The sequence below is a fragment of the Paenarthrobacter sp. 10L420 genome (genome assembly GCF_056395385.1).
Window position 1 is genome coordinate 73,725 of sequence record NZ_JBFTJK010000003.1, and the last position, 22,365, is coordinate 96,089.

General features: G+C 63.0%; 17 protein-coding genes. 12 read left to right on the plus strand and 5 right to left on the minus strand.

Translation table 11 applies throughout. The features are described from left to right. Window positions 1–7: 7 nt before the first annotated feature. Window positions 8–2,749, minus strand: a complete 2,742-nt coding sequence (locus tag AC1DD5_RS07085) for an FG-GAP repeat domain-containing protein (protein WP_477520998.1) — start codon at window positions 2,747–2,749, stop codon at window positions 8–10. Window positions 2,750–3,021: 272 nt separating this feature from the next. Here AC1DD5_RS07085 and AC1DD5_RS07090 point away from each other — a divergent pair, with 272 nt between their 5' ends. Next, window positions 3,022–3,258, plus strand: a complete 237-nt coding sequence (locus AC1DD5_RS07090; protein ID WP_442017259.1) for a hypothetical protein — start codon at window positions 3,022–3,024, stop codon at window positions 3,256–3,258. 26 nt (window positions 3,259–3,284) lie between these two features. Here AC1DD5_RS07090 and AC1DD5_RS07095 read toward each other — a convergent pair whose 3' ends face one another. Both AC1DD5_RS07095 and AC1DD5_RS07100 read right to left on the minus strand, forming a co-directional pair. After that, complete coding sequence (locus AC1DD5_RS07095) at window positions 3,285–3,572, minus strand: MoaD/ThiS family protein (RefSeq protein WP_216924633.1); 288 nt, start codon at window positions 3,570–3,572, stop codon at window positions 3,285–3,287. Between the two features lie 7 nt (window positions 3,573–3,579). Then, window positions 3,580–4,734 (minus strand): WD40/YVTN/BNR-like repeat-containing protein, encoded by a 1,155-nt coding sequence (locus AC1DD5_RS07100; protein WP_477521130.1) that lies wholly within the window; start codon window positions 4,732–4,734, stop codon window positions 3,580–3,582. A 149-nt stretch (window positions 4,735–4,883) separates the two neighbouring features. Between AC1DD5_RS07100 and metH the strand changes: the two genes are divergently transcribed. Further along, the gene (gene metH, locus AC1DD5_RS07105) at window positions 4,884–8,549 is read left to right on the plus strand and encodes a methionine synthase (protein WP_477520999.1); all 3,666 of its coding nucleotides are present in this window, start codon (window positions 4,884–4,886) and stop codon (window positions 8,547–8,549) included. Here metH and AC1DD5_RS07110 read toward each other — a convergent pair. Continuing rightward, window positions 8,539–11,505, minus strand: a complete 2,967-nt coding sequence (locus AC1DD5_RS07110) for an ATP-binding cassette domain-containing protein (RefSeq protein WP_477521000.1) — start codon at window positions 11,503–11,505, stop codon at window positions 8,539–8,541. The genes metH and AC1DD5_RS07110 overlap by 11 nt on opposite strands. Further along, window positions 11,502–12,053 (minus strand): hypothetical protein, encoded by a 552-nt coding sequence (locus tag AC1DD5_RS07115; RefSeq protein ID WP_442004862.1) that lies wholly within the window; start codon window positions 12,051–12,053, stop codon window positions 11,502–11,504. The genes AC1DD5_RS07110 and AC1DD5_RS07115 overlap by 4 nt, the downstream gene beginning before the upstream one ends. A 234-nt stretch (window positions 12,054–12,287) precedes the next feature. Between AC1DD5_RS07115 and AC1DD5_RS07120 the strand changes: the two genes are divergently transcribed. The 10 genes from AC1DD5_RS07120 to AC1DD5_RS07165 all read left to right on the plus strand — a co-directional run bounded on the left by AC1DD5_RS07120 (window position 12,288) and on the right by AC1DD5_RS07165 (window position 22,364). Further along, on the plus strand, window positions 12,288–12,962 hold the full coding sequence (locus AC1DD5_RS07120) for a haloacid dehalogenase type II (RefSeq protein WP_477521001.1): 675 nt from the start codon (window positions 12,288–12,290) through the stop codon (window positions 12,960–12,962). Window positions 12,963–12,997: 35 nt separating this feature from the next. After that, window positions 12,998–14,047 (plus strand): phosphotransferase, encoded by a 1,050-nt coding sequence (locus tag AC1DD5_RS07125; protein WP_477521002.1) that lies wholly within the window; start codon window positions 12,998–13,000, stop codon window positions 14,045–14,047. A 29-nt stretch (window positions 14,048–14,076) separates the two neighbouring features. Beyond that, complete coding sequence (locus tag AC1DD5_RS07130; RefSeq protein WP_477521003.1) at window positions 14,077–15,450, plus strand: aspartate aminotransferase family protein; 1,374 nt, start codon at window positions 14,077–14,079, stop codon at window positions 15,448–15,450. Window positions 15,451–15,566: 116 nt separating this feature from the next. Then, window positions 15,567–16,493, plus strand: coding sequence for an ABC transporter substrate-binding protein (locus AC1DD5_RS07135; RefSeq protein ID WP_477521004.1), 927 nt, complete (start codon window positions 15,567–15,569; stop codon window positions 16,491–16,493). 53 nt (window positions 16,494–16,546) lie between these two features. After that, the gene (locus AC1DD5_RS07140) at window positions 16,547–17,638 is read left to right on the plus strand and encodes an ROK family protein (RefSeq protein ID WP_477521005.1); all 1,092 of its coding nucleotides are present in this window, start codon (window positions 16,547–16,549) and stop codon (window positions 17,636–17,638) included. A 129-nt stretch (window positions 17,639–17,767) separates the two neighbouring features. Then, the gene (locus AC1DD5_RS07145) at window positions 17,768–18,457 is read left to right on the plus strand and encodes a haloacid dehalogenase type II (RefSeq protein WP_477521006.1); all 690 of its coding nucleotides are present in this window, start codon (window positions 17,768–17,770) and stop codon (window positions 18,455–18,457) included. Window positions 18,458–18,474: 17 nt separating this feature from the next. After that, window positions 18,475–18,945, plus strand: coding sequence for a RidA family protein (locus tag AC1DD5_RS07150; RefSeq protein WP_477521007.1), 471 nt, complete (start codon window positions 18,475–18,477; stop codon window positions 18,943–18,945). Between the two features lie 39 nt (window positions 18,946–18,984). Next, the gene (locus tag AC1DD5_RS07155; protein ID WP_477521008.1) at window positions 18,985–20,091 is read left to right on the plus strand and encodes an alanine racemase; all 1,107 of its coding nucleotides are present in this window, start codon (window positions 18,985–18,987) and stop codon (window positions 20,089–20,091) included. 85 nt (window positions 20,092–20,176) lie between these two features. Then, complete coding sequence (locus tag AC1DD5_RS07160) at window positions 20,177–20,911, plus strand: SDR family NAD(P)-dependent oxidoreductase (protein ID WP_477521009.1); 735 nt, start codon at window positions 20,177–20,179, stop codon at window positions 20,909–20,911. Between the two features lie 46 nt (window positions 20,912–20,957). Then, on the plus strand, window positions 20,958–22,364 hold the full coding sequence (locus AC1DD5_RS07165) for an NAD(P)/FAD-dependent oxidoreductase (protein WP_477521010.1): 1,407 nt from the start codon (window positions 20,958–20,960) through the stop codon (window positions 22,362–22,364). Window position 22,365 lies beyond the last annotated feature (1 nt).

Consider the following 22,365-nt stretch of genomic DNA (forward strand, 5'->3'; position numbering starts at 1 on the left):
GAACTACCTACCGCGGGTTCAGCGCCACCGGCTTGAACTTCCCCGTGCCCGTCCCGGAGTACATCAGCAGCGTTCCGTCCCCAGCGACTCCTACCACAGAGGGGTCGCCAGTACCCGTAAACCCGTTACCGAGAGCAGCGATGCTGGAGAACATGTTCCACCCTGAACCGAGGTAGGAGCGTGCAAGGAAGCCGCCAGCGCCGTTCCCCGGGTAGAGCCAGAGCCCGCCATCACCGGAACGGCCAACGAGGTCTTCCCTTCCGTCGCCATTGAAGTCACCGGCCTGCAGGACCAGGTTGAACATGTCCCACCCGGTGCCGATCTGCTTGCGGGCAAGGAACCCTCCGGAGCCATTGCCCGGGTAGACCCACAGCACACCATCGCCGGACTGGGCAACGATGTCCGGCTTTCCGTCGCCCGTGAAATCGCCCGGGGCCATCAACTGCTCGAAGCCTTGCCATCCGGTTCCGATCTGTTGACGGGCAAGGAACTGTCCCGTGCCATCGGTCGGGTAAAGCCACAGTGTCCCATCGGAAGCCCGGGCCACAAGATCGGGGTGCGAATCGCCGTCGAAATCTCCCGCACTCAACACCGACGTGAACTGGCCCCAGCCCCACCCAACCTGAACACGCGGGAGGAAACTGCCCGATCCATTGCCCGGGTAAAGCCACAACGCGCCGTCGGTTGCGCGCGCCAGGATGTCGGCGGCAGCATCGCCGTCGAAATCGCCTGCTTCCCACACCTGAGCGAACTGGTTCCAGCCGGTCCCGATCGCAAGCCGGTCCGCGAAACCACTGCCGTCACCCGGATAGAGGGTCAGGCCCCCGCCCGATGCTGCGGTCAGGACGTCCACGCGCTTGTCGCCCGTGAAGTCCCGGCCGCCGACGATGTCACCTACCCCGTTCCAACCGGTTCCGACGGCGGCACGCGGCAGGAAGCCGCCCTTGCCATCGCCGGGGTAGACATAGAGGGTGCCGTCGCTGGCCCGGGCAAGCAGACCCGGGGCGCCGCCGCCGAATGAACCTGACGCCGCCAGGCTGTTGAAGGAATCCCAGCCCTGGCCGATCTGCGTTTGGGCGAGGAAACCACCCGTGCCATTGCCTGGATACAACCACAGGCGGCCATCAGAGCCGGCAGCAATCAGGTCACTCCGGCCATCCGCGTTGAAGTCCCCCGCCGCAACCAATTGGGTAAAGCCCTGCCACCCAAAACCGATCTGGCTCCGGGTCAGGAATCCGCCCTTGCCGTTGCCCGGATACAGCCAGAGTGCGCCGTCGCTGGTGCGGGCCAGGATGTCCGCGAAGCCGTCACCATTGAAGTCCGACGTTCCCAGGACGGCGTTGAAAATGCCCCAGCCCGAGCCGATCTGCACCGGATCATCCAGCCGGTTTCCCGGGAGGCCACTGAAGAGCAGCAGGGAACCGTCAGCTTCCCGGGAGATGACGTCCGCCAGTTTGTCGCCGTCAAAGTCGCCGGCGGAGAAACGCATGCGCGCCTTGAGTTTGGGATCGGCGTTGATGGTGACGGTCGCCGAGGTTGTGGAGACGGAGTTGATCGTGACCTGGGTGCCCGTGTACGTGGTGAAGGTGCTGCCGGCTTGCCAGGCGTGGTTCTTGGCGTAGTACTGTTCCTGGAACGGGATGGTGGATGGCATGAGAATCAGCGACGAGGCGATCGTGGCGCCGCCGCGTTGGACGATCTTGACGCCCCTGTTGCCAGGGGGCCTGCCCTGCTCCCCGAGATAACTGTCGTACCCCGCAGGCTCTCTCAGCTCCAAATAATAGGCTTCCCCGCTGACGGGGTCCGTGAACTTGATGGCCCTCTGCGCGTCGGTGCCTCCCCACGGCTTCAGCGTGTAGCTTTTGACGCCTGTGGCCACCCCGATATCCCGAATTTCGTCGCCGCGGCCCAGCCCCGCGTAGTCCCAGAAGCTGGAGCTCACCACCGGCTGGGCGTACTGCGCCGCGCCCATGAGGTCCGTGGTGTCCCCGTATTCTCGGATGTAGCAGGAGCTATCCGTGAACCGCCCGGTGCTATCCACCCCGACGTCGGACGCGCCGCTGTTGCACTGCAGCGCGTCGGCGTGCATCAGTCCGATCACGTGCCCGAATTCATGGCTCATGACGTTGTTGGAGAAGTTGCTGATTTGCGGCATCAGCACCCGCCCGCTGTAGCTGCCACTGCTGTAGCCCACGCCCAGGGCGTTCCCGGAAAGCGTGGACGCCGGAATGAAGATCACCAGTGCCGTGTAGGGGCTGGCTGTCCATTTCAACTCGCTGGTGATGATGGACATGATGGTGCTGTAGCTGTCAGTCGACTTGGCTTTGGATTGGAACCCGGAGACCTTGCTGTCCACAGTCATGGACAGCTTGTTGTCCGTCATGGCTTTCCAGTAGCTGCTGGTGGCCGCGACCGTCTGCTCGGCCCCTGACATGGAGATTGGGTTGGTGTTATCGGCCAGTTTGGCCGTCACCAAACGGACCCGGATATCGCCATTGGGACCGGTTGCTGCTGCGCCCGCGCCGAGAAGGGATTCGACGTCGGTAATCTTGCCACTGCTGGATGGCGCCTGTCCGGGCGGCGTCTCGAAGACGTGCTCCGAATGCGGTGTCCCCTCGAAGAACCGTACGTTCGGACTATCGGGTGTGGGTTCCGGCACTGCCTTGGCAGGGGCCTGGACGAAAAACAGGCCGGTGGCGAATACCACCAGGCCTGTGGACACCGCGATCGCACGTCGCAAAAAACCCATTGAATCTCCCGGGGACGGAGTCTGCGGTCCCTGTGAGTCTCAAGAACCGAGATCAGGCTACAGCCGAGCCGGCAGGCGTCTCTGGAGGTGCGCGCCAACCGACGGCGAGTCCTGCCGCCGGTGGCGAGTACCGGCGTCGGGCCTTACCCGAAACGCAAGCATCCCGGAATGCTAACCGGACCCTAACCACGCCGAAATACTCCGGCAACAATGCCCCGCCACACTGGAATAGCCGGCAAGTGCAGGCACCAGCTCCAGTTCAGGAGGACACCATGCTGAAGGAAGTCACCACTCACACAACACGTATACGCGCTCTCAGCCAGCTCCACCGCGGAGACGAGATCGAGGCCCGCATGTCCGTAGGTCCCGCTTACGATGACGTGGTCATCCGTCGTGGACGGGTCCAGGAAACCGCACCGGGAATCGGCGTCGTCTGGATCATGGACCAAGCCTCCGGGATGAGGAAAGCCATCAATACCGACGAATGCAGTGTTTGGCGCGTCGCCTGAACCCCGGCTTGACCCCAAACACCCGCTTAGCCGCCGGCCACGGACTGGATTATCAAGACCTCCTGGCCGGCCGCAACTTCCGTATCAAGACCCTTCAGACGCCGGACCTCATCGCCGTTCACGTAAATATTCACGAAACGGCGGAGGGCACCGGTTTCATCACGCAAACGCCTGGCCAGCACCGGATATTCTCCGGTTACCGAGTCCAGCAACTGTCCAACGGTCACAGCCCCGTCGGCGGACGCAGTCAGATAGGACTGTCCGCCGACGAGAGGCTGCAGGACACCTGGCAACACCACCGTGAAGTCAGCCACAACGGACCTAACCAGGTACCGGGGCGCTGGCTGATGCTTCCCGCTCCGCGCCACTGCCATTTCCAACCACGACGGCGCCACGCACGCACAGCACGTCCGGCAAGTGCGAGGCCACCTCAGTAAAGGTCTCGCCCTCGTCGGCGCTGGCGTACACCGATCCGCCGCGGGTTCCGAAGTACACGCCTGTCGGTTCGGCAGTGTCCACGGATGCGGCATCGCGAAGCACAGCGTTGTATTCATGGTCCGGCAAACCAGTGTGAAGCTCTCTCCACGTTCCACCGGCATCTTCTGTGCGGTGCACACTCAGCTTGCCGTCCGGCGGAATGCGTTCGCCGTCGGCCTTCAGTGGGATAACCCAGGCTGTCCCCTCGCGGCGCGGATGCGTCAGCATCACGAAACCAAAGTCCGCGGGCAGTCCGTCTGCAATCGAGTTCCAGTTCTCGCCGTCATCGTCCGTGCGGTAGACACCGTGGTGGTTCTGTGCGTACAAACGGCCCTCGACGGCGGCATCCGCAGCAATCTTGTGAACGCACTGGCCGAACTCGGGATTGGGATCGGGCATGAAGTAGGCCGAGATTCCCTTGTTGCGGGGCTCCCAGGAGGTCCCGCCGTCGAGCGATCTGTAAACGCCACCCGTACTCATGGCAACATGGACCTTCTCGCCGGACGGATCCACCACGATCGAGTGGGCTGCCGCGCCGCCATAGCCTGCACCCCACTCGCTGCGGTGGGGGTGGTCCCACAGTCCGCGGTTCAGCTCGAAGTGCTCGCCGCCGTCGGTGGATTTCCACACTGAAATCGGTTCGCACCCGGCCCAAACTACGCCAGGACGGGACTCGGTGTCGGGGTAAATCTGCCAGATGCGTTCCAAGGCAGCGTCTGCGCCGTCCGGGAACTTGATGGCGCCCTGCTCGGGCTCGGTCCAGGTTGCACCGAGGTCATCGGAATGGGCAACGGTGGGTCCCCAGTGCTCCGAACGCACCCCCACCATGATTCTGGTTTTGCCGTCCCGGGTGTCTATCCCGATGCTGGGGATCTCGCTCATCAGGAAGTGCGGGCCGGAGAGGGACCATTCTTTGCGGTCCGGGCTGGTTGCCAGCCACAAACCCTTCTTGGTCCCGATCGCTAGGACATAACTTTCTGCGGTAGCCATGAACCCCATCGAACCATCAGGTCGCATGGGTGGCAACGGGTTCCTTGGAGCTATGTGGATAACTGCGCTGGTTTGAAGCCAACCACGGTTATCCACATATGGAAGTAGTACATGGAAATACTCCGTACTGTGTCCGGCCTCGCACGTACTCTGTTTATATGCCTCGTTTTGCACTGGACATCGATTCCGTCCCTCGTCCCACCCGTTCCCAGTCGCTCCTCGACGCCGTCAACCAGCGCGTCGTCATTGCCGACGGCGCGATGGGCACCATGCTGCAGGACCGGGAATTGTCGCTCGAGGCCGACTTCCAAAACCTCGAAGGCTGCAACGAGATCCTCAACGACACGCGCCCGGATGTCATCGCGGACATTCATGACGCGTACTTCGCGGTGGGAATCGACGCCGTGGAAACCAACACTTTCGGCGCGAACTGGTCCAACCTCTCCGATTACGGCATCGACGACCGCATCGAAGAACTCGCGAATAAAGGGGCCCGGATCGCCCGCGAGCGCGCAGAGGCAGCGGAAACCGTAGACGGACGGATGCGCTGGGTCCTGGGGTCCATGGGCCCTGGCACCAAGCTCCCCAGCCTCGGCCACACCAGCTACGACTACCTCAAGAAGACCTTTGCCTTGCAGGCCGAGGGCCTCATCGACGGCGGAGCCGACGCGTTCCTCATCGAGACGAGCCAGGACCTCCTGCAGACCAAAGCCGCCGTGAACGGCTGTAAGCAGGCAATTGTCTCCCGCGGCGTCCGCCTCCCCATCTTCGTGGAGGTGACGGTGGAAACCACCGGAACCATGTTGATGGGTTCCGAAATCGGCGCTGCACTCACCGCCTTGGAGCCGTTGGGCGTCGATGCCATCGGCCTGAACTGCGCCACCGGACCGGACGAGATGAGCGAGCACCTGCGGCACCTCTCCAAGCAGTCCTCGGTCGCTATCGCCTGCATGCCCAACGCCGGGCTGCCGATCCTCGGCGCGAACGGCGCACACTATCCGCTCTCCCCCACGGAACTCGCCACTGCGCACGAGCAGTTCGTGCGTGAATTCGGCTTGGGCCTGGTAGGCGGCTGTTGCGGTACGACGCCGGAGCACATGGCCGCCGTCGTCGAACGTCTTGAGCCCTTCCGTACCAACGGCAACGCGCCCGACGCCGGGAGCCTCACCGGCGGCGCGAAAAGCGCCGGCGGCCGGGTCCCCACCGAGCGGGAGGCCGGCGTCGCGTCCCTCTACCACCACGTTCCGTTCGACCAGGAGTCGGCTTACCTGGCCATTGGTGAGCGCACCAACGCCAACGGTTCCAAGGCGTTCCGCCAAGCGATGCTGGAAGAGCGCTGGGACGACTGCGTCGATATCGCCCGCGAGCAGGTCCGGGTCGGCGCGCACCTGCTCGATGTTTGCATCGACTACGTGGGGCGCGACGGCGTCGCGGACATCAAGGAGATCGTCTCGCGTTTCGCGTCTGCCTCTACCCTCCCGTTGGTCATCGACTCCACTGAGCCGCCTGTGCTGCAGGCTGGACTCGAACACATCGGCGGACGTCCGGTGGTCAACTCCGTCAACTACGAGGACGGCGACGGCCCGGACAGCCGCTTTGCGCGCATCATGCCGCTTGTTAAGGAACACGGAACGGCCGTGATTGCCCTGACTATCGACGAACAAGGCCAGGCCCGCACCACCGAAGGCAAGGTGGCCATCGCCTCCCGCCTCGTAGACGCCCTGGTGGGCGAATGGGGGATGCGGGTTGAAGACATCATCGTGGACGCCCTGACCTTCCCCATAGCCACGGGCCAGGAAGAAACCCGCCGGGACGCCATCGAAACCATCGAGGCCATCCGCCAGATCACCACGAAGTACCCCGGTATCCAGACAACCCTCGGCGTCTCGAACGTGTCCTTCGGCCTGAACCCTGCCGCGCGCATGGTGTTGAACTCGGTGTTCCTGCACGAGGCCGTGCAGGCAGGCCTGACCAGCGGTATCATCGACGCCGCGAAGATCGTCCCGCTCGCGTCGTTGCCGGACGAACAGCGCAAGGTGGCCTTGGACCTCGTCTGGGACCGTCGCGAGTACGACGCCGATGGCAACGTCACCTATGACCCCCTGGCCATCATGCTTGACCTCTTCGCCGGCGTCGACACTGCCGCGCTCAAGGACCAGCGCGCCGCGGAACTCGCGGCGCTGCCTACCGGCGAACGCCTGCAACGGCGCATCATCGACGGAGAAGGCAAGGGCCTTGAGGAGGACCTCGACCTCGCACGCAGTGAAGGCATGACCCCGCTCGGCATCATCAACGATCAACTGCTGGAGGGCATGAAGGTTGTAGGCGAGCGCTTCGGCGCAGGTGAGATGCAGCTTCCCTTCGTGCTGCAATCCGCTGAGGTGATGAAGAACGCGGTCGCACTGCTCGAGCCGCACATGGAGAAGTCGGACTCTTCCGGCAAGGGCACCATGGTGATCGCTACCGTGCGCGGCGATGTGCACGATATTGGTAAGAACCTGGTGGACATCATCCTCACCAACAACGGCTACAAAGTGGTCAACATCGGCATCAAACAGGGAATCGCCGAGATCATGGCCGCGGCGGAGGAGCATGACGCCGACGTGATCGGCATGTCTGGCCTGCTCGTGAAGTCCACTGTGGTGATGAAGGAAAACCTTGCCGAGCTCCAGTCCCGGGGCCTGGCGAAAAAGTGGCCCATTATTCTTGGCGGTGCAGCCCTGACCCGTGCCTACGTGGAGCAGGACCTGGCGGAGCAGTTTGAAGGGACCGTCAGGTACGCCAAGGACGCCTTTGAGGGCCTCGCTCTCATGGAACCGTTGGTGCAGGTGGCCCGCGGAGCTGACCCGGACGCGGTGGGACTCCCGCCACTGAAGAAGCGGATCCACAAGAGTGGCCCGAAGTTCACGGTCACCGAACCGGAGGCAATGCCCGGCCGATCCGACGTCACCGCCGAAAACCCTGTGCCCGCTCCACCGTTCTGGGGCACGCGTATTGTGCGCGGCGTCGCATTGCACGACTACGCTGCGTTGCTCGATGAGCGCGCTACCTTCATGGGCCAGTGGGGACTCAAGCCCGGGCGGGGCGACGACGGCGCCTCCTACGACGAACTGGTGGAACTCGAAGGCCGGCCGCGTCTGCGGTACTGGCTGGACCGGATCCTCGCCGAGGGCATGCTCGATGCATCGGTCGCCTACGGCTATTTCCCGGTGGTGTCCGAGGGCGAACAGGTGGTGGTGCTGCACCATGGAGAGGACCTCGACGGCGTCCTCGGCACTCCCGGGCTGCTCGCCCCCGATGGTGGCTCAGGCGGTCCAATCGGCACCGAGCGCCTACGCTTCGACTTCCCACGCCAGCGTCGGGACCGGCACTTGTGCCTCGCCGACTTCGTGCGTTCCCGGGAATCGGGCCAGATCGACGTCCTGCCGATCCAGCTGGTCACTGCGGGCTCGAAGATCGAAGAAGTAACGTCCAAGCTGTTCGCAGGAAACCACTACCGCGACTATTACGAGCTCAATGGCCTGGTCATGCAGCTGACCGAAGCACTGGCTGAATTCTGGCATGCGCGGATCCGTTCCGAGCTGGGTTTCGCAGCCGAAGAGCCGAAGGACAAGGCCGGATACTTCAAGCTCGACTACCGCGGGGCGCGCTTCTCGCTGGGATATCCGGCGTGCCCGGACATGGAGGACCGCCGCAAGGTCACGGAGTTGCTGAAACCGGAACGGATGGGCGTGATCCTCAGCGATGAACTGATGCTGCACCCGGAGCAGTCAACGGATGCTTTCGTGTTCCACCACCCGGAGGCCAAGTACTTCAAGGTGTGAGTTGGTGCGGGTCCTTGGCTTTGGGGTGTTGGGGGCGGGCACTCTTTGTGCCCGTCTTCCTGGATCCAGCATCCTCAACCCGTGCGGTTTGACCGTCCTGGCTGGAGACCGGCTTCGCCCGCCTGAAGGCGGCGAGGATAGCCCGGCCCACAAGGGCGATTCCGATGATGGTGGTGATGGCACGCAGGGTGTCCCATCCCGCCGTCGAGGTCACTAGGGAGTAGAGCAGGAAGCTGCTGAGGTTGGTGCCCAGTGGGGCGCCTGGCACGTAGGAAATGCCGGTTCCGGCACCGACAGCGAAAGGCCAGAACCACAGATTGGTCAGCAGGCCGAAAACGTAGGACGACACCACGCCGTAGCCGCAAAGCATCCATAGTTCAGCCCGTCCTCGAACCCGGCGTGGCAACAGGCCCGCCCCAGCCCCCACCCAGGCGCAGGCGAAGATCTGGAACGGCGACCAAGGGCCGATACCGCTCCACAGGACACTGGAAACGGCGATGGTCAGCGCCCCGAGGAGCATGCCGAAGCGGGGACCGAAGGCGCGGCCGGCCAGGATCAGCAGGATGAACACTGCTTCAACGCCCCCGACGCCGGTACTCGCCACACGAACTGCCGAACCGACGGCAGCCAAGACGCCCAGCAACGCCACCGTATGCGCGGAGCGGACGGAACCATCGACGGAGACCACGACGGCCACTACGGCCAGAGGTGCGATCGCCAGGGCTGCGAAAGGTACGGCCGCGGCGGCATCCTCGGGTAGGGCCGCCGCGAGCAACGGCCAGCAGAACGCGCCGAGGGCCAAAACGTTGGCAGCCGTGAGAATTGCGATCTCCAAGGCCCGCGGCAAGCGGAGGTGGCGTTGCGGGGCTTGCTCTACGCCCCGAACCTCGGAATTAGCGCGCAGAGCACGCCCCACAACCGCGGGAGTCGCACCCGGCGGAATCGCGGCCAGGGGCGTCCCGGCAGCCGGGTCTTCGCTGGCATGGACCGCTGGTGCTGACTCAGCTGGCGCCACGCCGTCGTTCATCTGCACAATCCGGGCGCCAAGGCCGTGGGCGAAATCGACGTCATGCGTGGCGATAAGTACTGCTGCGCCAGAGTCCGCCAATGCGCGCAAGGCGGCCGAGACTCCTGCCCGGGCCTCAGGATCGAGCCCGCGGGTGGGCTCATCAATAAGGAGGACTTGGGGGTCGCCCGCAGTCTGAAGCGCGATGGCGAGGATACGGCGCTCTCCGGCCGACAGGTCCCGCGGATGCACGTGACCTATCGGCATCCCAACCTCACCACGCAATCGGACCAGGCGGGATGTTGCCGATTTTGACAGGGTCCTGTCCGAGCCATTCCCGTCTGATTTACGCCGTGCCCGTGCTTCGCGTCGATCTGCCGCCCGGAGCTCAGCAGCCACCGTGTCCCTCGTGAAAAGGTCGTCGGAGGCGTCCGGAACCAGGGCGACGCGGCCGCCCTCCACCGTGCCGCCGGTTCCTTCTCCGAGCGCAAGGGCTACCAGGAGCGAGGACTTGCCGGCCCCGTTCGGCCCAACTAAGGCGACCACTTCGCCAGGGTGGAGGGTCAGTGAGGCGTCGCTGACGAGCGCCTTGCGGTCGCGGTGCACCGCAAGCTTTGTCGCGGTCAACACCGGCGCGTCCTGCGGTTTCGATGTCGGTGCGACTGCCGACATCGGCGACGGTGCCAACCCCGGTGACACTGCCGGCGTCGGACGGATCCCACCTGGACGTGCAGGTGCTGGCGCGGCGCCTGCTACCAAGCCGCCGTCGTAAATTCTCCACCAGGAATCGGCGATGGGTAACAGCGGGTCGGCCCGATGCTCAGCAACAATGATGCAGATGCCCGATCCGTGGGCGAGGGCGTCGAGTACTGCGATGACCAGGGCCCGTGCTGTGGTGTCGAGGTCGGCAAGGGGCTCGTCAACCAGGAGCAGGGCCGGGTGCTCCACCACGGCAGCGGCGATGGCCACGAGCGTTGCCTCGCCGGCCGAGAGAGAGTTGAGGTTCCGGTCCAGGAGCGCCGACACTCCAATCCGCTCCGCGACCTCCACCGCGCGGGCCCGGGCGATGCCGGCTGCAACGCCGCGCAGTTCAAGCGAAAGTGAGATTTCGTCTCGGACGCGGGTGCTGGCGAAAGCGGCGCGTGGGTTTTGCAGGACGACGCCGACGACGCCGGCCGTATCGCGTGGCGGCACGGCGGCACGATCCACTCTGGCGACCCGGACCGTGCCGGTAAGCTCTCCGCCGTCGACGTGTGAAAGGAGTCCCGCAACGCCCCGCAGGATGGTGGACTTTCCGGAGCCGGTGGGCCCGGTAACAACGGTTATTGTCCCGGGGCCTGGCTTGAAGTTTTCGACCTGCAGCCGCGTGTCGCCGATGCGGAATTGGGCGCCCCGGATCTCAAGGGGCAAGCCGGAATCGCTGCCGGCTTGGTGCGCCGCCCTGCTCCCGAAGCCACGCAATTCCAAGGCCGCGGCTACCCGGCTGGCGTGCTCAAGAGTTCGCTCAAGTACCGGAACAAGGGCTCTCGGCCCCAGGCGTTCGCCCCGCAACCGGAAGGCCAAGCGGACGGAGGCAACGGCGTCGGCGAGTGCGGGGAGCGCAGCCCAAGCCACCACAAGCGTGCGGGCTATGCCTTGGAATGGGCCGCCGCGGGCCAGCCGCATGAAGCCCCTTGCCACGTCCACGAAGGCGTTGAGCAGTCCGAAGGCAAGGATCATCCCGGCAATCGGCAGGGCTGAAACAACCGCCTCCCACAGACCAGGCGATGTTACGGGTCCGAGGAAGACCACGTGGGCGTATGGGGCGGGCAGCCGCACTGACGGCAGTTCCAGCAGCACCGGCCCGACGGTGCCCGCTCCGTTGAAAAGGATGCGATAGATGACCCGCGCCGCTATGAAGACGACGGCGAGCGCCGCGGCAGCGCGTAACGGCGCGGGTCGAAAGGTCATGCCTTGGGTGCGGCCGGTGCGCCGTCGATGGTGTACAGCAGTTCCAGGCTCTCTCCTGGCTTCACCTGCTGGGTGGCGAGGCCTTCCTGGGCGTAGGCCCAGTCGCCGGCGGCCGGCTTGACCCAAATGGACCAGTAGGCAAAGCCCGCTGGCATCTTGTCGCATTCTTCGCGGTATGTGCCGCCCTTGTGGGTGATGTCGAAGTCGGCGGCCGGCACGCCATTGACCCGGCACACCAGTTCGGTGGGGTATTGCTTTGTTCCCTCGGTTTTCACCTTGGCTTCATCGAGCACCTTGGCAGCGGTCGTTGGCGCGTCCACGGCAACGCAAACAGTCTTGTCGGCGGCAGCCTGCTTCAGGGCGCCGGAATCGACGATGACCTTCACACCGGTGCAGGGCCCGGCGTCAGCGCTGGAGGAAGCCGAGGTTGCGGACGGCGCGGTGCTTGGCTGGGTGGCAGCCGGCGTGGAACAGGCGGCGAGGGTAATCAGGAGACCAGCGGCGGCGAGGGAGCTCGCGGCGGCGGTGCAGATCTTGGAAAAAGTCACGATCCAAGGGTAGGACGTCGCTTGGCTTGATTGGGATGTGGCGTGTTGTGTGACGTCGGGTGGCAGGCGGTTGGCTGATGAAGCCTCAACAAATCTTGAAGAAAATTGTTGACAATTGACAGTCTGGGATTTAGATTCATAGTGAATCAAAAACCTCTACTCGCTCGCATCGGAACGAAATCGCCAGAACGAGCGAGGCCCCCTCTCCCAACACCTCCATCGAAGGGACCCATCATGGCTACAACTGACTCCCGCCCGAAGTACATCTCCTTTGACATCTACGGAACACTGATCAACTGGGATACTGACGCCACTACCCGCCGGCTGCTCGCGGGCCGTTTGCCTGAAGAGCAGTGGCCTGCGTTCAAGAAGGTGTTCCGCGGGTACCGCTTCGACGAGGTCCTTGGCGACTACAAGCCGTACGAGCAGATCCTGCAGAATTCCTTTGACCGGGTAAGCAAGTTTTTTGGCATTGGGCCAACCCCGGGTGCAGGGGCAGAGTTCGCTGACGCTGTACGCGGCTTTGACGCCCACGACGACGTGCCGGCGCCGCTGAAGCTCATGGGCGACAACTACAAGCTTGTGGCGCTGTCCAATGCCGACGACAGCTTCCTGGAGATCAGCATCCCCAAGCTCGGTGCTGACTTCCACGCCGTCCTGACCGCCGAGCAGGCCCAGGCCTACAAGCCCCGCTACCAGGCCTTCGAGTACATGCTCGATACCCTGAACGCCAAGCCGGAGGACTTCCTGCACATCGCCTCGCACACCCGGTACGACATGCACCCGATGCACGACATGGGCTTCCGTAACCTCTGGGTACTGGACCGCGGCTACGACCCCATCACTGGCGGCTACGACTACAACTCAGTCAAGTCCCTGGACGAGATCAACAAGCACCTCGGTCTCTAAACCGGTTGCTGGCTCTCCTTCGATGAAAGGGTGAAATGAGCGATTCTGCTTTTATCGCAGCAGTGGCATCAGAGAGTGGACTTCTGGCTGAGCATCCTCACCTCGCCGACCCGACTGTCCTGGAGCTGCTTGAACAGTTCTACGGCCTTCAGGGAACGCTGGTCCGGATTCCCACCGAAAAGGATGAGACTTTCCGGCTCCGGGACGGGGACGAAACGTATCTGGTGAAGATTTCACCCTCCGATGAGGATCCGGTGATCGTCCACCTCCAAACGGCTTGCATGGAGCATTTGGAACGGACTGCCCCTGAACTTCCGGTCCAGCGTCTTGTCAGGAGCCTTGGCGGAGAGCCGCAAGTCCTCATTCCGGAGCCTGCAGGAGCCTTTGATCGAGTACTGCGGGTAATGCGCTTCCTGCCAGGCGATTTGCTGGCCAATCACGAGGCGTCGGCTGGCCAGCTTCGATTGGTGGGCTCAAGCCTGGCCCGCATGGGGATTGCTTTGCAGGACTTCGATCATCCTCGCGCGGACCGTTTGCTCCTCTGGGACCTCAAGCATTTTCACCGGATGCGCCCGCTTCTTGACTATGTCGACGAGAAGGAAATACGATCCCTCGCGGAGGACATTTTCGATCAGTTCGACCACAAAGTGGTTCCGCTCCTCGGCACCCTGACCTCCCAGGTTATCCACGGGGATTTCAGTCCGTACAACGTCCTCGTCAACCCCAGCAGGCCCGATTATGTGACCGGGATTATCGACTTCGGGGACGTCGTACGAACCCCCGTGATCTTCGACATCAGCGTCACTATGGCAAACCTGCTGGGGGCAGACCCGGCCAGCCCCTGGGAGCACGCACTCCACGTCATGAACGGCTACCGGAGCGTTCGCCCCCTTCCCGGGCAGGAGTTAGAGGCACTGATCGTCTCAGCCCAAGCGCGCCTGCTGCTACGTGCCCTGATAACAGGGTGGCGCGCAAGCCAGTTGCCGCAAAGACGCGACTATCTCCTCTCCCACTCAAAGCCCGACTGGGACCGGCTCGCGTCCACTGCCGCAGCCCCGGCACCAGAACCTTCTTTCACACCATGAACCCCACCGCCTAGCTTCCAGGAGAAAACATGGGCACTTCCCCAATCCGCACGCCCTCCAAGGCCATGGTTAACGGCTTCGATCCCAGCCGCCTGGACGAGCTCCCGGACCAGATCCAGAAGAGTATTCGACGCCGGGACAAGAGCCTGGGGCCCAGCTACAGGCTGTTCTACGACGAGCCCCTGGAAATCGTTCGTGGCAAGGGCGTCATATTGTTTGACCGCGACGGCAATGAATACCTCGACGTCTACAACAATGTCCCTTCTGTCGGGCACGGCCACCCACGCGTGATTGAGGCCGTCCACCAGCAGATGCAGACGCTGAACACCAACACCCGCTACGTCCAGGAGTCCATCCTGGATTACTCGGAGCAGCTTCTTTCAACGTTCCCCGCCGAACTTGGCCATGTGATGTTCACGTGCACCGGTTCAGAAGCCAACGACCTGGCGATGCGCGTCGCAAAATATGCGACCGGACAGCAGGGCATCATCGTCACGGCCGGCGCCTACCATGGCCTTACTGCCGAGGTCTCTTCGTTCTCGCCTTCCTTGGGCAAGGGCGTGCCCCTGGGTCCGAACGTGCGGGTTATCGACGCCCCTGACGCCCTGCGCTATTCATCGGATCAAGGCTCGTCATCAGATCAAGGCTCGCTGGAGGATCACCTGCGGGACCAGGTGCGCGCAGCCATCGCTGACCTGCACCGGCATGGTATCGGAGTGGCTGCTTTCATCGCTGACAGCATCTTCTCCTCGGACGGTGTCTTCGCCGGTCCCACAGGCTTCCTTCGCCCCATCATCGAAGAGATCCATGCTGTGGGCGGCCTCTACATCGCAGACGAAGTACAGCCAGGATTCGGCCGTACAGGTGAGGAGTGGTGGGGCTTCCAGCGCCACGGAATCGTCCCCGACATCGTGACCATCGGCAAACCCATGGGTAACGGTATTCCAGTAGCGGCAGCGATCTTCAAGCCCGATTTGCTGCAGGAGTTCGGGAAGAATATCCGCTACTTCAACACCTTCGGCGGAAATTCGGTAGCCATAGCGGCAGCCCAGGCCGTCCTGGACGTGATCCGGGAGGAATCACTCATAGAGAACGCTTTGAAGGTTGGCGGAAAGATCCTCACCGGCCTGAAGGACCTTACCCAGAATCTGGACCAGGTGGCAGAAGTACGCGGGAGCGGCTTCTTCATCGGCGTCGACCTCGTCACCGATCGATCCACCCTCACACCCAACGGGGAGGCCGCCGCCAGCATCGTCAATGCCCTCCGGCAGGATCGGATCCTGATCTCGGCTTGCGGCGCCCAGGGCAACGTCCTGAAGCTGCGTCCGCCAATGCCATTTTCCAGTGACGACGCCGATCGCCTGCTGGAAGGAATGGGCCGTGCCTTCAAGGCACTGCGCTAAGGCGCAACAACAAACAGGTCGGCCCAGTGCTGACACCAAATGCTTGGGGATTGTGCCTTCCACTGTGAAAGCACTCTGTGTATTACACCAGCTGAAATCACTTGAAGGGTTGCACCATGAAGACAACACAAAAGATTCAAACAGCAGCCGCGGGGCTCGCTGTCCTGTTGGCCCTGAGCGCCTGCGGTGGCGCCGCAACGGGCAGCCAGGCGACAGAAATCCCCAAGACGCAGAACACCCGTGACATCTCAGAGGGTGTCCAACCGGACGCCGCCGCGGTGGCGTTGCTGCCGAAGGCCATCAAGGACAAGGGTGAGTTGACGGTCGCGATGGACCTCAGCTCCCCGCCGATGACGTTCCTTGCCGAGGACAACACAACCCCCATTGGCGTGAACCCGGACCTTGCCCGTTTGGTGGCAAAGAAGCTGGGCCTGAAGTTGAAGTTCGAGAACACGGCGTTCGACACGATCATTCCCGGCATCGACGGCGGCCGCTACGACTTCACCGCCACCACCATGTCCGCTACAGCCGAGCGGCTGAAGGTGCTGGACATGATCAACTACCTCAAGGGAGGCTCCGCTGTAGCCGTAGCGAAGGGCAACCCGCTCAATCTGACCAATGACACGCTCTGTGGCAAGAACGTGGGCGTGACCAAGGGCTCAACACAGCAACTGAAGCACCTGCCCAACGTCTCGGAGTGGACCTGCACCTCCCAGGGCAAGCCGGCGATCAACGCCACCACCCTGCCCAACGTCCAGGAAGCCCTGACGCAGCTGGACTCCAAGCGGATCGACGCTGTCTTTTACGATGCCAGTGCTCTGGCGTGGGCCAACGATCAGCAGCCCAACCACTTCACCACCTTGCAGCCGCGCATGGATACCCGCACGGACACCAATGTCGCCATGGGCCTGAAGAAGGGATCACCCCTGACCCCGGCACTCCAGGCCGCTATCCAGTCCGTTCTGGAAACCCCGGAATACAAGAAGTCCCTGGACTACTGGGGACTGGGTGAATCAGCTATTACTGAAGCCAAGATCCGCTAGCACTTGCGCAGCCACGTCCCGGCTTCGCTCTGATATCTCATTAAGGTTGTGCTATGCGTACCAATCCCATGGCAAGGGACCACACCAAGGCTTGGGTTCTTGATGCTGTCCTGTCAGAGGCGCCCTTGACGCGTACCAGGCTCATCGAATTGACGCGATTAAGCCAGGCCACGGTATCCCGGAAGGTGGATGAGCTTCGTTACGACGGTCTCGTCGTCGAACAGGGAGTCAACTCGGTTGCGCGCCGTGGCCGGCCCTCCACCTATCTGGATGTGCCCGGCACGGCGGGGCATGTTGTGGGCATCTCGTTCGGAGCACGGACCACTTGCGTCCTGGTGACGGACCTGCGGGGCCGCGAGGTCAGGCACGTGATCGTGCCCAGCTTGGAGGGCGGCGATGAAGAAGCCATTGCCGAGTGGTTGCTGGACTTGGTTGTAGATACCAGCGATTCCGCCGAGGGGCCATTGCGCCAAATCGTCGCCGCCCTTCCTGGCCGTGTCCGGACGGATTCGACAATTCTTCAGAAGACCTTTGAAGGTCGATTGAATGCTCCCGTGGTGCTTGAGAGCGATGCCAGCGCCTCCCTCCGAGGGATCCTGAAAGATGACGCGAGCATAGGAAACGCTGTCCTCTTCATGCTGAGTACGGAGCTGAGCTTCGCCAGTTGCGCTGATCATGAAATCGCCAAGGGGCGGACTTCGGCTTTCGGACACCTTGGTGAGGTTCTCTTCTCCGGTGTTGGCAACGAGACATTGGAGGGACTGTTAAGCACCAAGGGACTCCTCCACTTCGCCAGAGGACGAGGACTGGACCTGGATGACGTCCAAGCGCTCTGGTCCCAACCGAAGGATGCGGCGTCCCGCGCGGAAGTGATGGAGGCATTCACGACGGCGATGGTCGCCGCCGTCGGGGCCGTTGCCGTGACGCTTGATCCCGAGTCCGTATATTTCGTGGGCCGCCTGAGCCCGCTCGTGGACGAAGTCCTTCCTGAGGCACGCAGGCGGCTGGCGCAAAGCCTTCCGGTAGTCCCTGGAATCACGGTGGTGCCGCAAGTCGTCGGGCTCTCGGTGGCCCAAGGAGCGGCGTATGCAGGACTGGCGTTGGTCCAGTCGCGGCTGCGGGACTCCATGCTCGAAGCCCAGTAGCAACCACGGAATCGACAAAGAACCGTTGACAATCTACAACCACCGCGAGTATTGTCGACAATCGACGGTACTTCCCCAATGAAGCCTCGTCGACAATCGACGAAGATAAAATCCAAACTGGAGGAAAAAATGGCATTCGACATCAAGCCGAAGTTCGTAACGTTCGACATGAACGGAACGCTGATCAAGTTCGCTATCGCCGACGCGACCCGTGAGGTCTTGGGCGAACGCCTGCCCGCAGAGCTCGCCGATGCATACCTGCAGGCCACCAAGGCATATCGGATCGATGAGTGCATGGGCGATTACAAGCCCTTCCACCAGATCATCGCCAACTCCATGGAACGCGCCTCGCGCAGGCTCGGCCTTGAGTACCGGGAGGCCGATGCAAGGGCAGTCTACGAAATTGTCCCCACGTGGGGCCCGTACCCAGGTGTGACCGAGGCCCTGAATCGCCTGGCCGAGGCAGTCCCCCTGGTCATCATTACCAACAGCGACACCGCGCATGCTGAGCGACTTTCGGAAAACCTCCAAGCTCCCTTCGCAACCGTCATCAGCGCCGAGCAGATGGGCATGTACAAGCCCCGCCTCGGAGCGTTTGAATACATGTTCGACAAGCTTGGCGTCACGCCCGACGAGATTGTGCACGTCTCTGCGAGCCCGATGTACGACCTTCGGTCCGCAGCCATCATGGGCATCAAGAACAAGGTGTATGTGGACCGTGGCTTCGAGCATGACGAGCACTGGCTCGGCTACGAGCGGATCACCGACATCGCCGAGCTCCCCGTCCTCTTCGGCCTGCCACGTTCCGCTGCTTCGTAAGAAAGACCTGATGACAGATGAGCGTCACTACGGCGGGCTCGGCCTTGGATCGGCTTCGGGCCCTTGGCCTGGAGCTTCCAACCCTCGCTGACAGCCCTTATTACGTGGACCACCGCGCCGTGGGTTCCAGTATCCACATCGCCGGCCAACTGCCTTACAAGGACGGTGTGCTGCTGGGCCAAGGCATCGTGGGCCGGGACCTGGGGCTGGAGACAGCGCGGGAGCTCGCCCGCCATGCCGCGCTCAATTGCCTCGCGGCGGCTGTGCAGGCGGTTGGAGACCTGGACCGGGTCCGGATCGTGCAGATGCTGGTGTTCGTGGCCAGCACACCGGACCTCGGCCTGCAATCGCGGGTCGCCAACGCGGCCAGCGAATTGCTCATCGAAGTGTTGGGGGAGAACGGACGGCACGCCCGGACCGCAATCGGCGTCGCCGGGCTGCCGGCCAACACTCCTGTAGAGATCCAGATGATCTGCACAGCCGCTTAGGCGCGGATATGTTGGCGGCAAATTCATGAGGAGAACAGCGTGAACCGTATCCAAGGAGCACTCAACGCCCTGGTCGAGCGGGTCGACACCCCGGCGCCGATCGTGCTGGTCGACGTTATGCAGGACAACATCGATCGCATGCAGGCCTTCGCCGCCCGGCAGGACGTTAACGTCAGGCCGCACGTAAAGACGCATAAATGCGTTGAGATCGCTCGTCGCCAGGTCAAGGCCGGAGCTGTGGGAATCACCGCAGGCAATGTTGGTGAGGCCGAAATCTTCGCCGCAGCGGGCTTCGACGATATCTTCATCGCCTACCCAATCTGGCCTTCGGGAACGAAAGGCCTGCGCATCCGCAAACTTGCCGTAACCACCCGGCTGGGGGTCGGCGTCGACAATTTCGCGGCGATCGATGCCCTTGCTGATGCGATGGGATCTGAAGCCGAACGGCTCCAGGTTGTGATTGAGGTGGACTGCGGAGCACGTCGTTCCGGTGCACCACCCGAGTTTGCCGGCGAGCTCGCCGCCGCCGCCCGAAGGCGGGGACTGGTGCCGGTGGGCGTCTTCACTTATCCAGGGCATGGAAGCTCCAGCCCGGACGCCCGCCAGCGTGCAGCGATGGACCAGGAAGCCGCGCTCACCACGGCGGTGCGCAGCTTCAGCGCGGTGGGCATCAGCGCAGACGTCGTCAGCGCTGGCTCAACACCCACCATTGAGTACGCTACGAGCAACGTGATCACTGAGATCAGGCCCGGCGAGTACGTGTTCAATGACTTGAACAACACTCGGCTCGGAGCCTGCACGGAAGATCAGATTGCCCTGTTTGTCGCTGGCACGGTGGTCAGCGACTGGGTTCCCGATCAGGTCATTCTCGATGTAGGAACCAAAGCATTAAGCCGGGAAGGCAGCCCCCAGATTGGCTATGGCGCTGTCCCCGGTACGTCGGCCGTTCTCTCCAAGCTCAACGAGTACCACGGGTTCCTCCCCCTGCCGGCCGGCGATTTCCACCCGGGCGTCGGCACGGTTCTCCCGATCGTGCCGAACCACGTTTGCCCGGTTGTGGTCAATTTCGAGGAGTACATCGTCACTGACAGCACCGGCACATCGCTGGAGCGGTGGCGGGTGGATGCCCGCGGATTCCTCAGCTGATTCGTGGGGGACGGCATGTCCGGGCCCCAGCCCGCAACCCCAGACCGGCAACCCGCAGAAACAAACCGTACAAGGACTGACCACTATGAGACTTGATAAGACCACTGCCGTCATAACCGGCGCCAGCAGCGGAATCGGGGAAGCAGTGAGTTCCCACTTCCGGCGCGAAGGCGCCCGACTGCTGCTCACCGGCCGCAGGGACCAACTCGACAGCGTCGAATCTGGTGACGTGTACGTCCCCGGGGATCTCAATGACGAGGCTTTCGTCGAAGGCCTCGCCCACCAGGCTGCCGAAGCGTTCGGCACCGTGGACGTCGTCGTCCTTAACCATGGCCTGCAGGTAAGCGGTCCGCTGACGGAGATGGCGTATGAAGACGCCAAGAACGTGCTCCACAGCAACCTCCTCAGCGCCTTCCTGATGATGAAGCATTTTGCACCGTTGATGCCTGCCACGGGAGGCTCGTTCGTCCTGGTCAGTTCACGACTGGGCATGGTTGGCAAGCCTGATGAAGTCCTTTACTCCGCGGCCAAGGGCGGCCTCATCATGCTCGCCAAGGGCGCCGCAATCGAGTGGGCCTCACGCAGTATCCGCGTCAACGTCGTCGCGCCCGGGCTGACCGTCACCCCGGTCATCGAGGCCTCGTTCCAGCGCAGGCCCGATCCCGAGGCTTACCGGGCAGAACGCGAGGGCCAGATCCCGCTCCGGCGCCTGGCCACTCCCGAAGAAATCGCCGACGCCATACTTTTCATGGCGTCCCCGGAATCGTCCTATATCACCGGCGCGGTACTGCCCGTCGACGGCGGCTACACGGCCGCCTGAACACCACACCGCTTGGAACACCAACTCCCCACAAAGTAGGACAACGATGAAAGCCCTCACAGCAACACCCCGAAACGGAGACCTCGGCTTCTGGATGGCAGGACTCGCGGAAAACCGGCCAACGTTCCCGCGCTTCGCAGGCCAGGGGTCCGTGGATCTGGCCATCATAGGCGGTGGCTACACAGGCCTCTGGGCGGCATACTTCGCCAAGAAGCTCGAGCCTTCACTCTCGGTTGCGGTTTTTGAGGCTGAACAAATCGGCTACGGAGCCTCCGGGCGAAACGGCGGGTGGCTTTCGGCGATGCCCCCGGGAAACCGGGCCACTTTTGCGCGCGCATCCGAAGGTGGGCTGGACGCCAGCCGGGCATTGCAGCAGGAGTTCGTGACCGGCGTCGACTCCGTCCTTAACATCCTTCAAGCCGAGGGGATCGACGCGGATCAGCACAAGGGTGGCGCACTCGTCGCTGCCCACACCAGGGCGGGGCTTGGCCGGCTGGTAGCCAGGCGTGACGCCGACTGGAAGTATGGGTTGACCGAAGACGATGTCCGCCTGCTCGACCGGGACGAGTTCCAGAGCAAGATCAACATCTCCACAGTCCACGGCGGGCTCTTCTACAAGCCCTGCGCCCGGATTCATCCGGCGAAACTTGTCTATGGCCTCGCGGACACCCTGACGTTCATGGGGGTGGGGATCTACGAAAACAGCCGCGTAAACAGCATTGACGGCAAGACCCTGACCCTGGCCAACGGACAGGTCACGGCGGCCAAGAAGTTCATCTGCACGGAAGGGTATTCAGGGCAGCTGCTTGGTAGCAGGTCCTTGATCCCGATCAACTCCTCCATGATCGTGACCAAACCGCTGTCAGAGGAGGCCTGGCAGCAGATCGGCTGGAACGGGCTTCAGTGCCTTAGCGATTCCGCCCACACATTCATCTATTCGCAGCGAACCGCGGACGGCCGCATCGCGATTGGTGGCAGGGGAAGGCCCTACCGCTACGGCTCCGGCACAGGCGGCTCCGGTGCCACAGCCCAGTCCACGGTTGACCTGATCTCCACAAAGCTTCGGTCCTTCTTCCCGGGTATCCACCTCGAAGTGGACCACGCGTGGTCCGGAGTCCTGGGCGTTACGCGTGACTGGAACGGCGGCGTGCACTGGGACCAGGCCGCCGGAATCGGATCGTCCACCGGCTATGCCGGACACGGTGTTACAGCCGCCTACGTGGGCGGCCGAACACTCGCGGAATTGGCTTTCGAACGGGAAACGGAACGGACCACACTCCCCTGGGTTGGCTACCGCGCACGGAAATGGGAACCGGAACCCATCCGCTGGTTGGGTGTTCACGGCATGTATCGGCTTTTCGGCCTTGCTGATCAGTGGGAAGAGCGAAAGGATTCCACCAAGACGTCCCTCCTGGCCAGATTCGGCAGCAGGCTCGCCGGACTTCACGAATAAT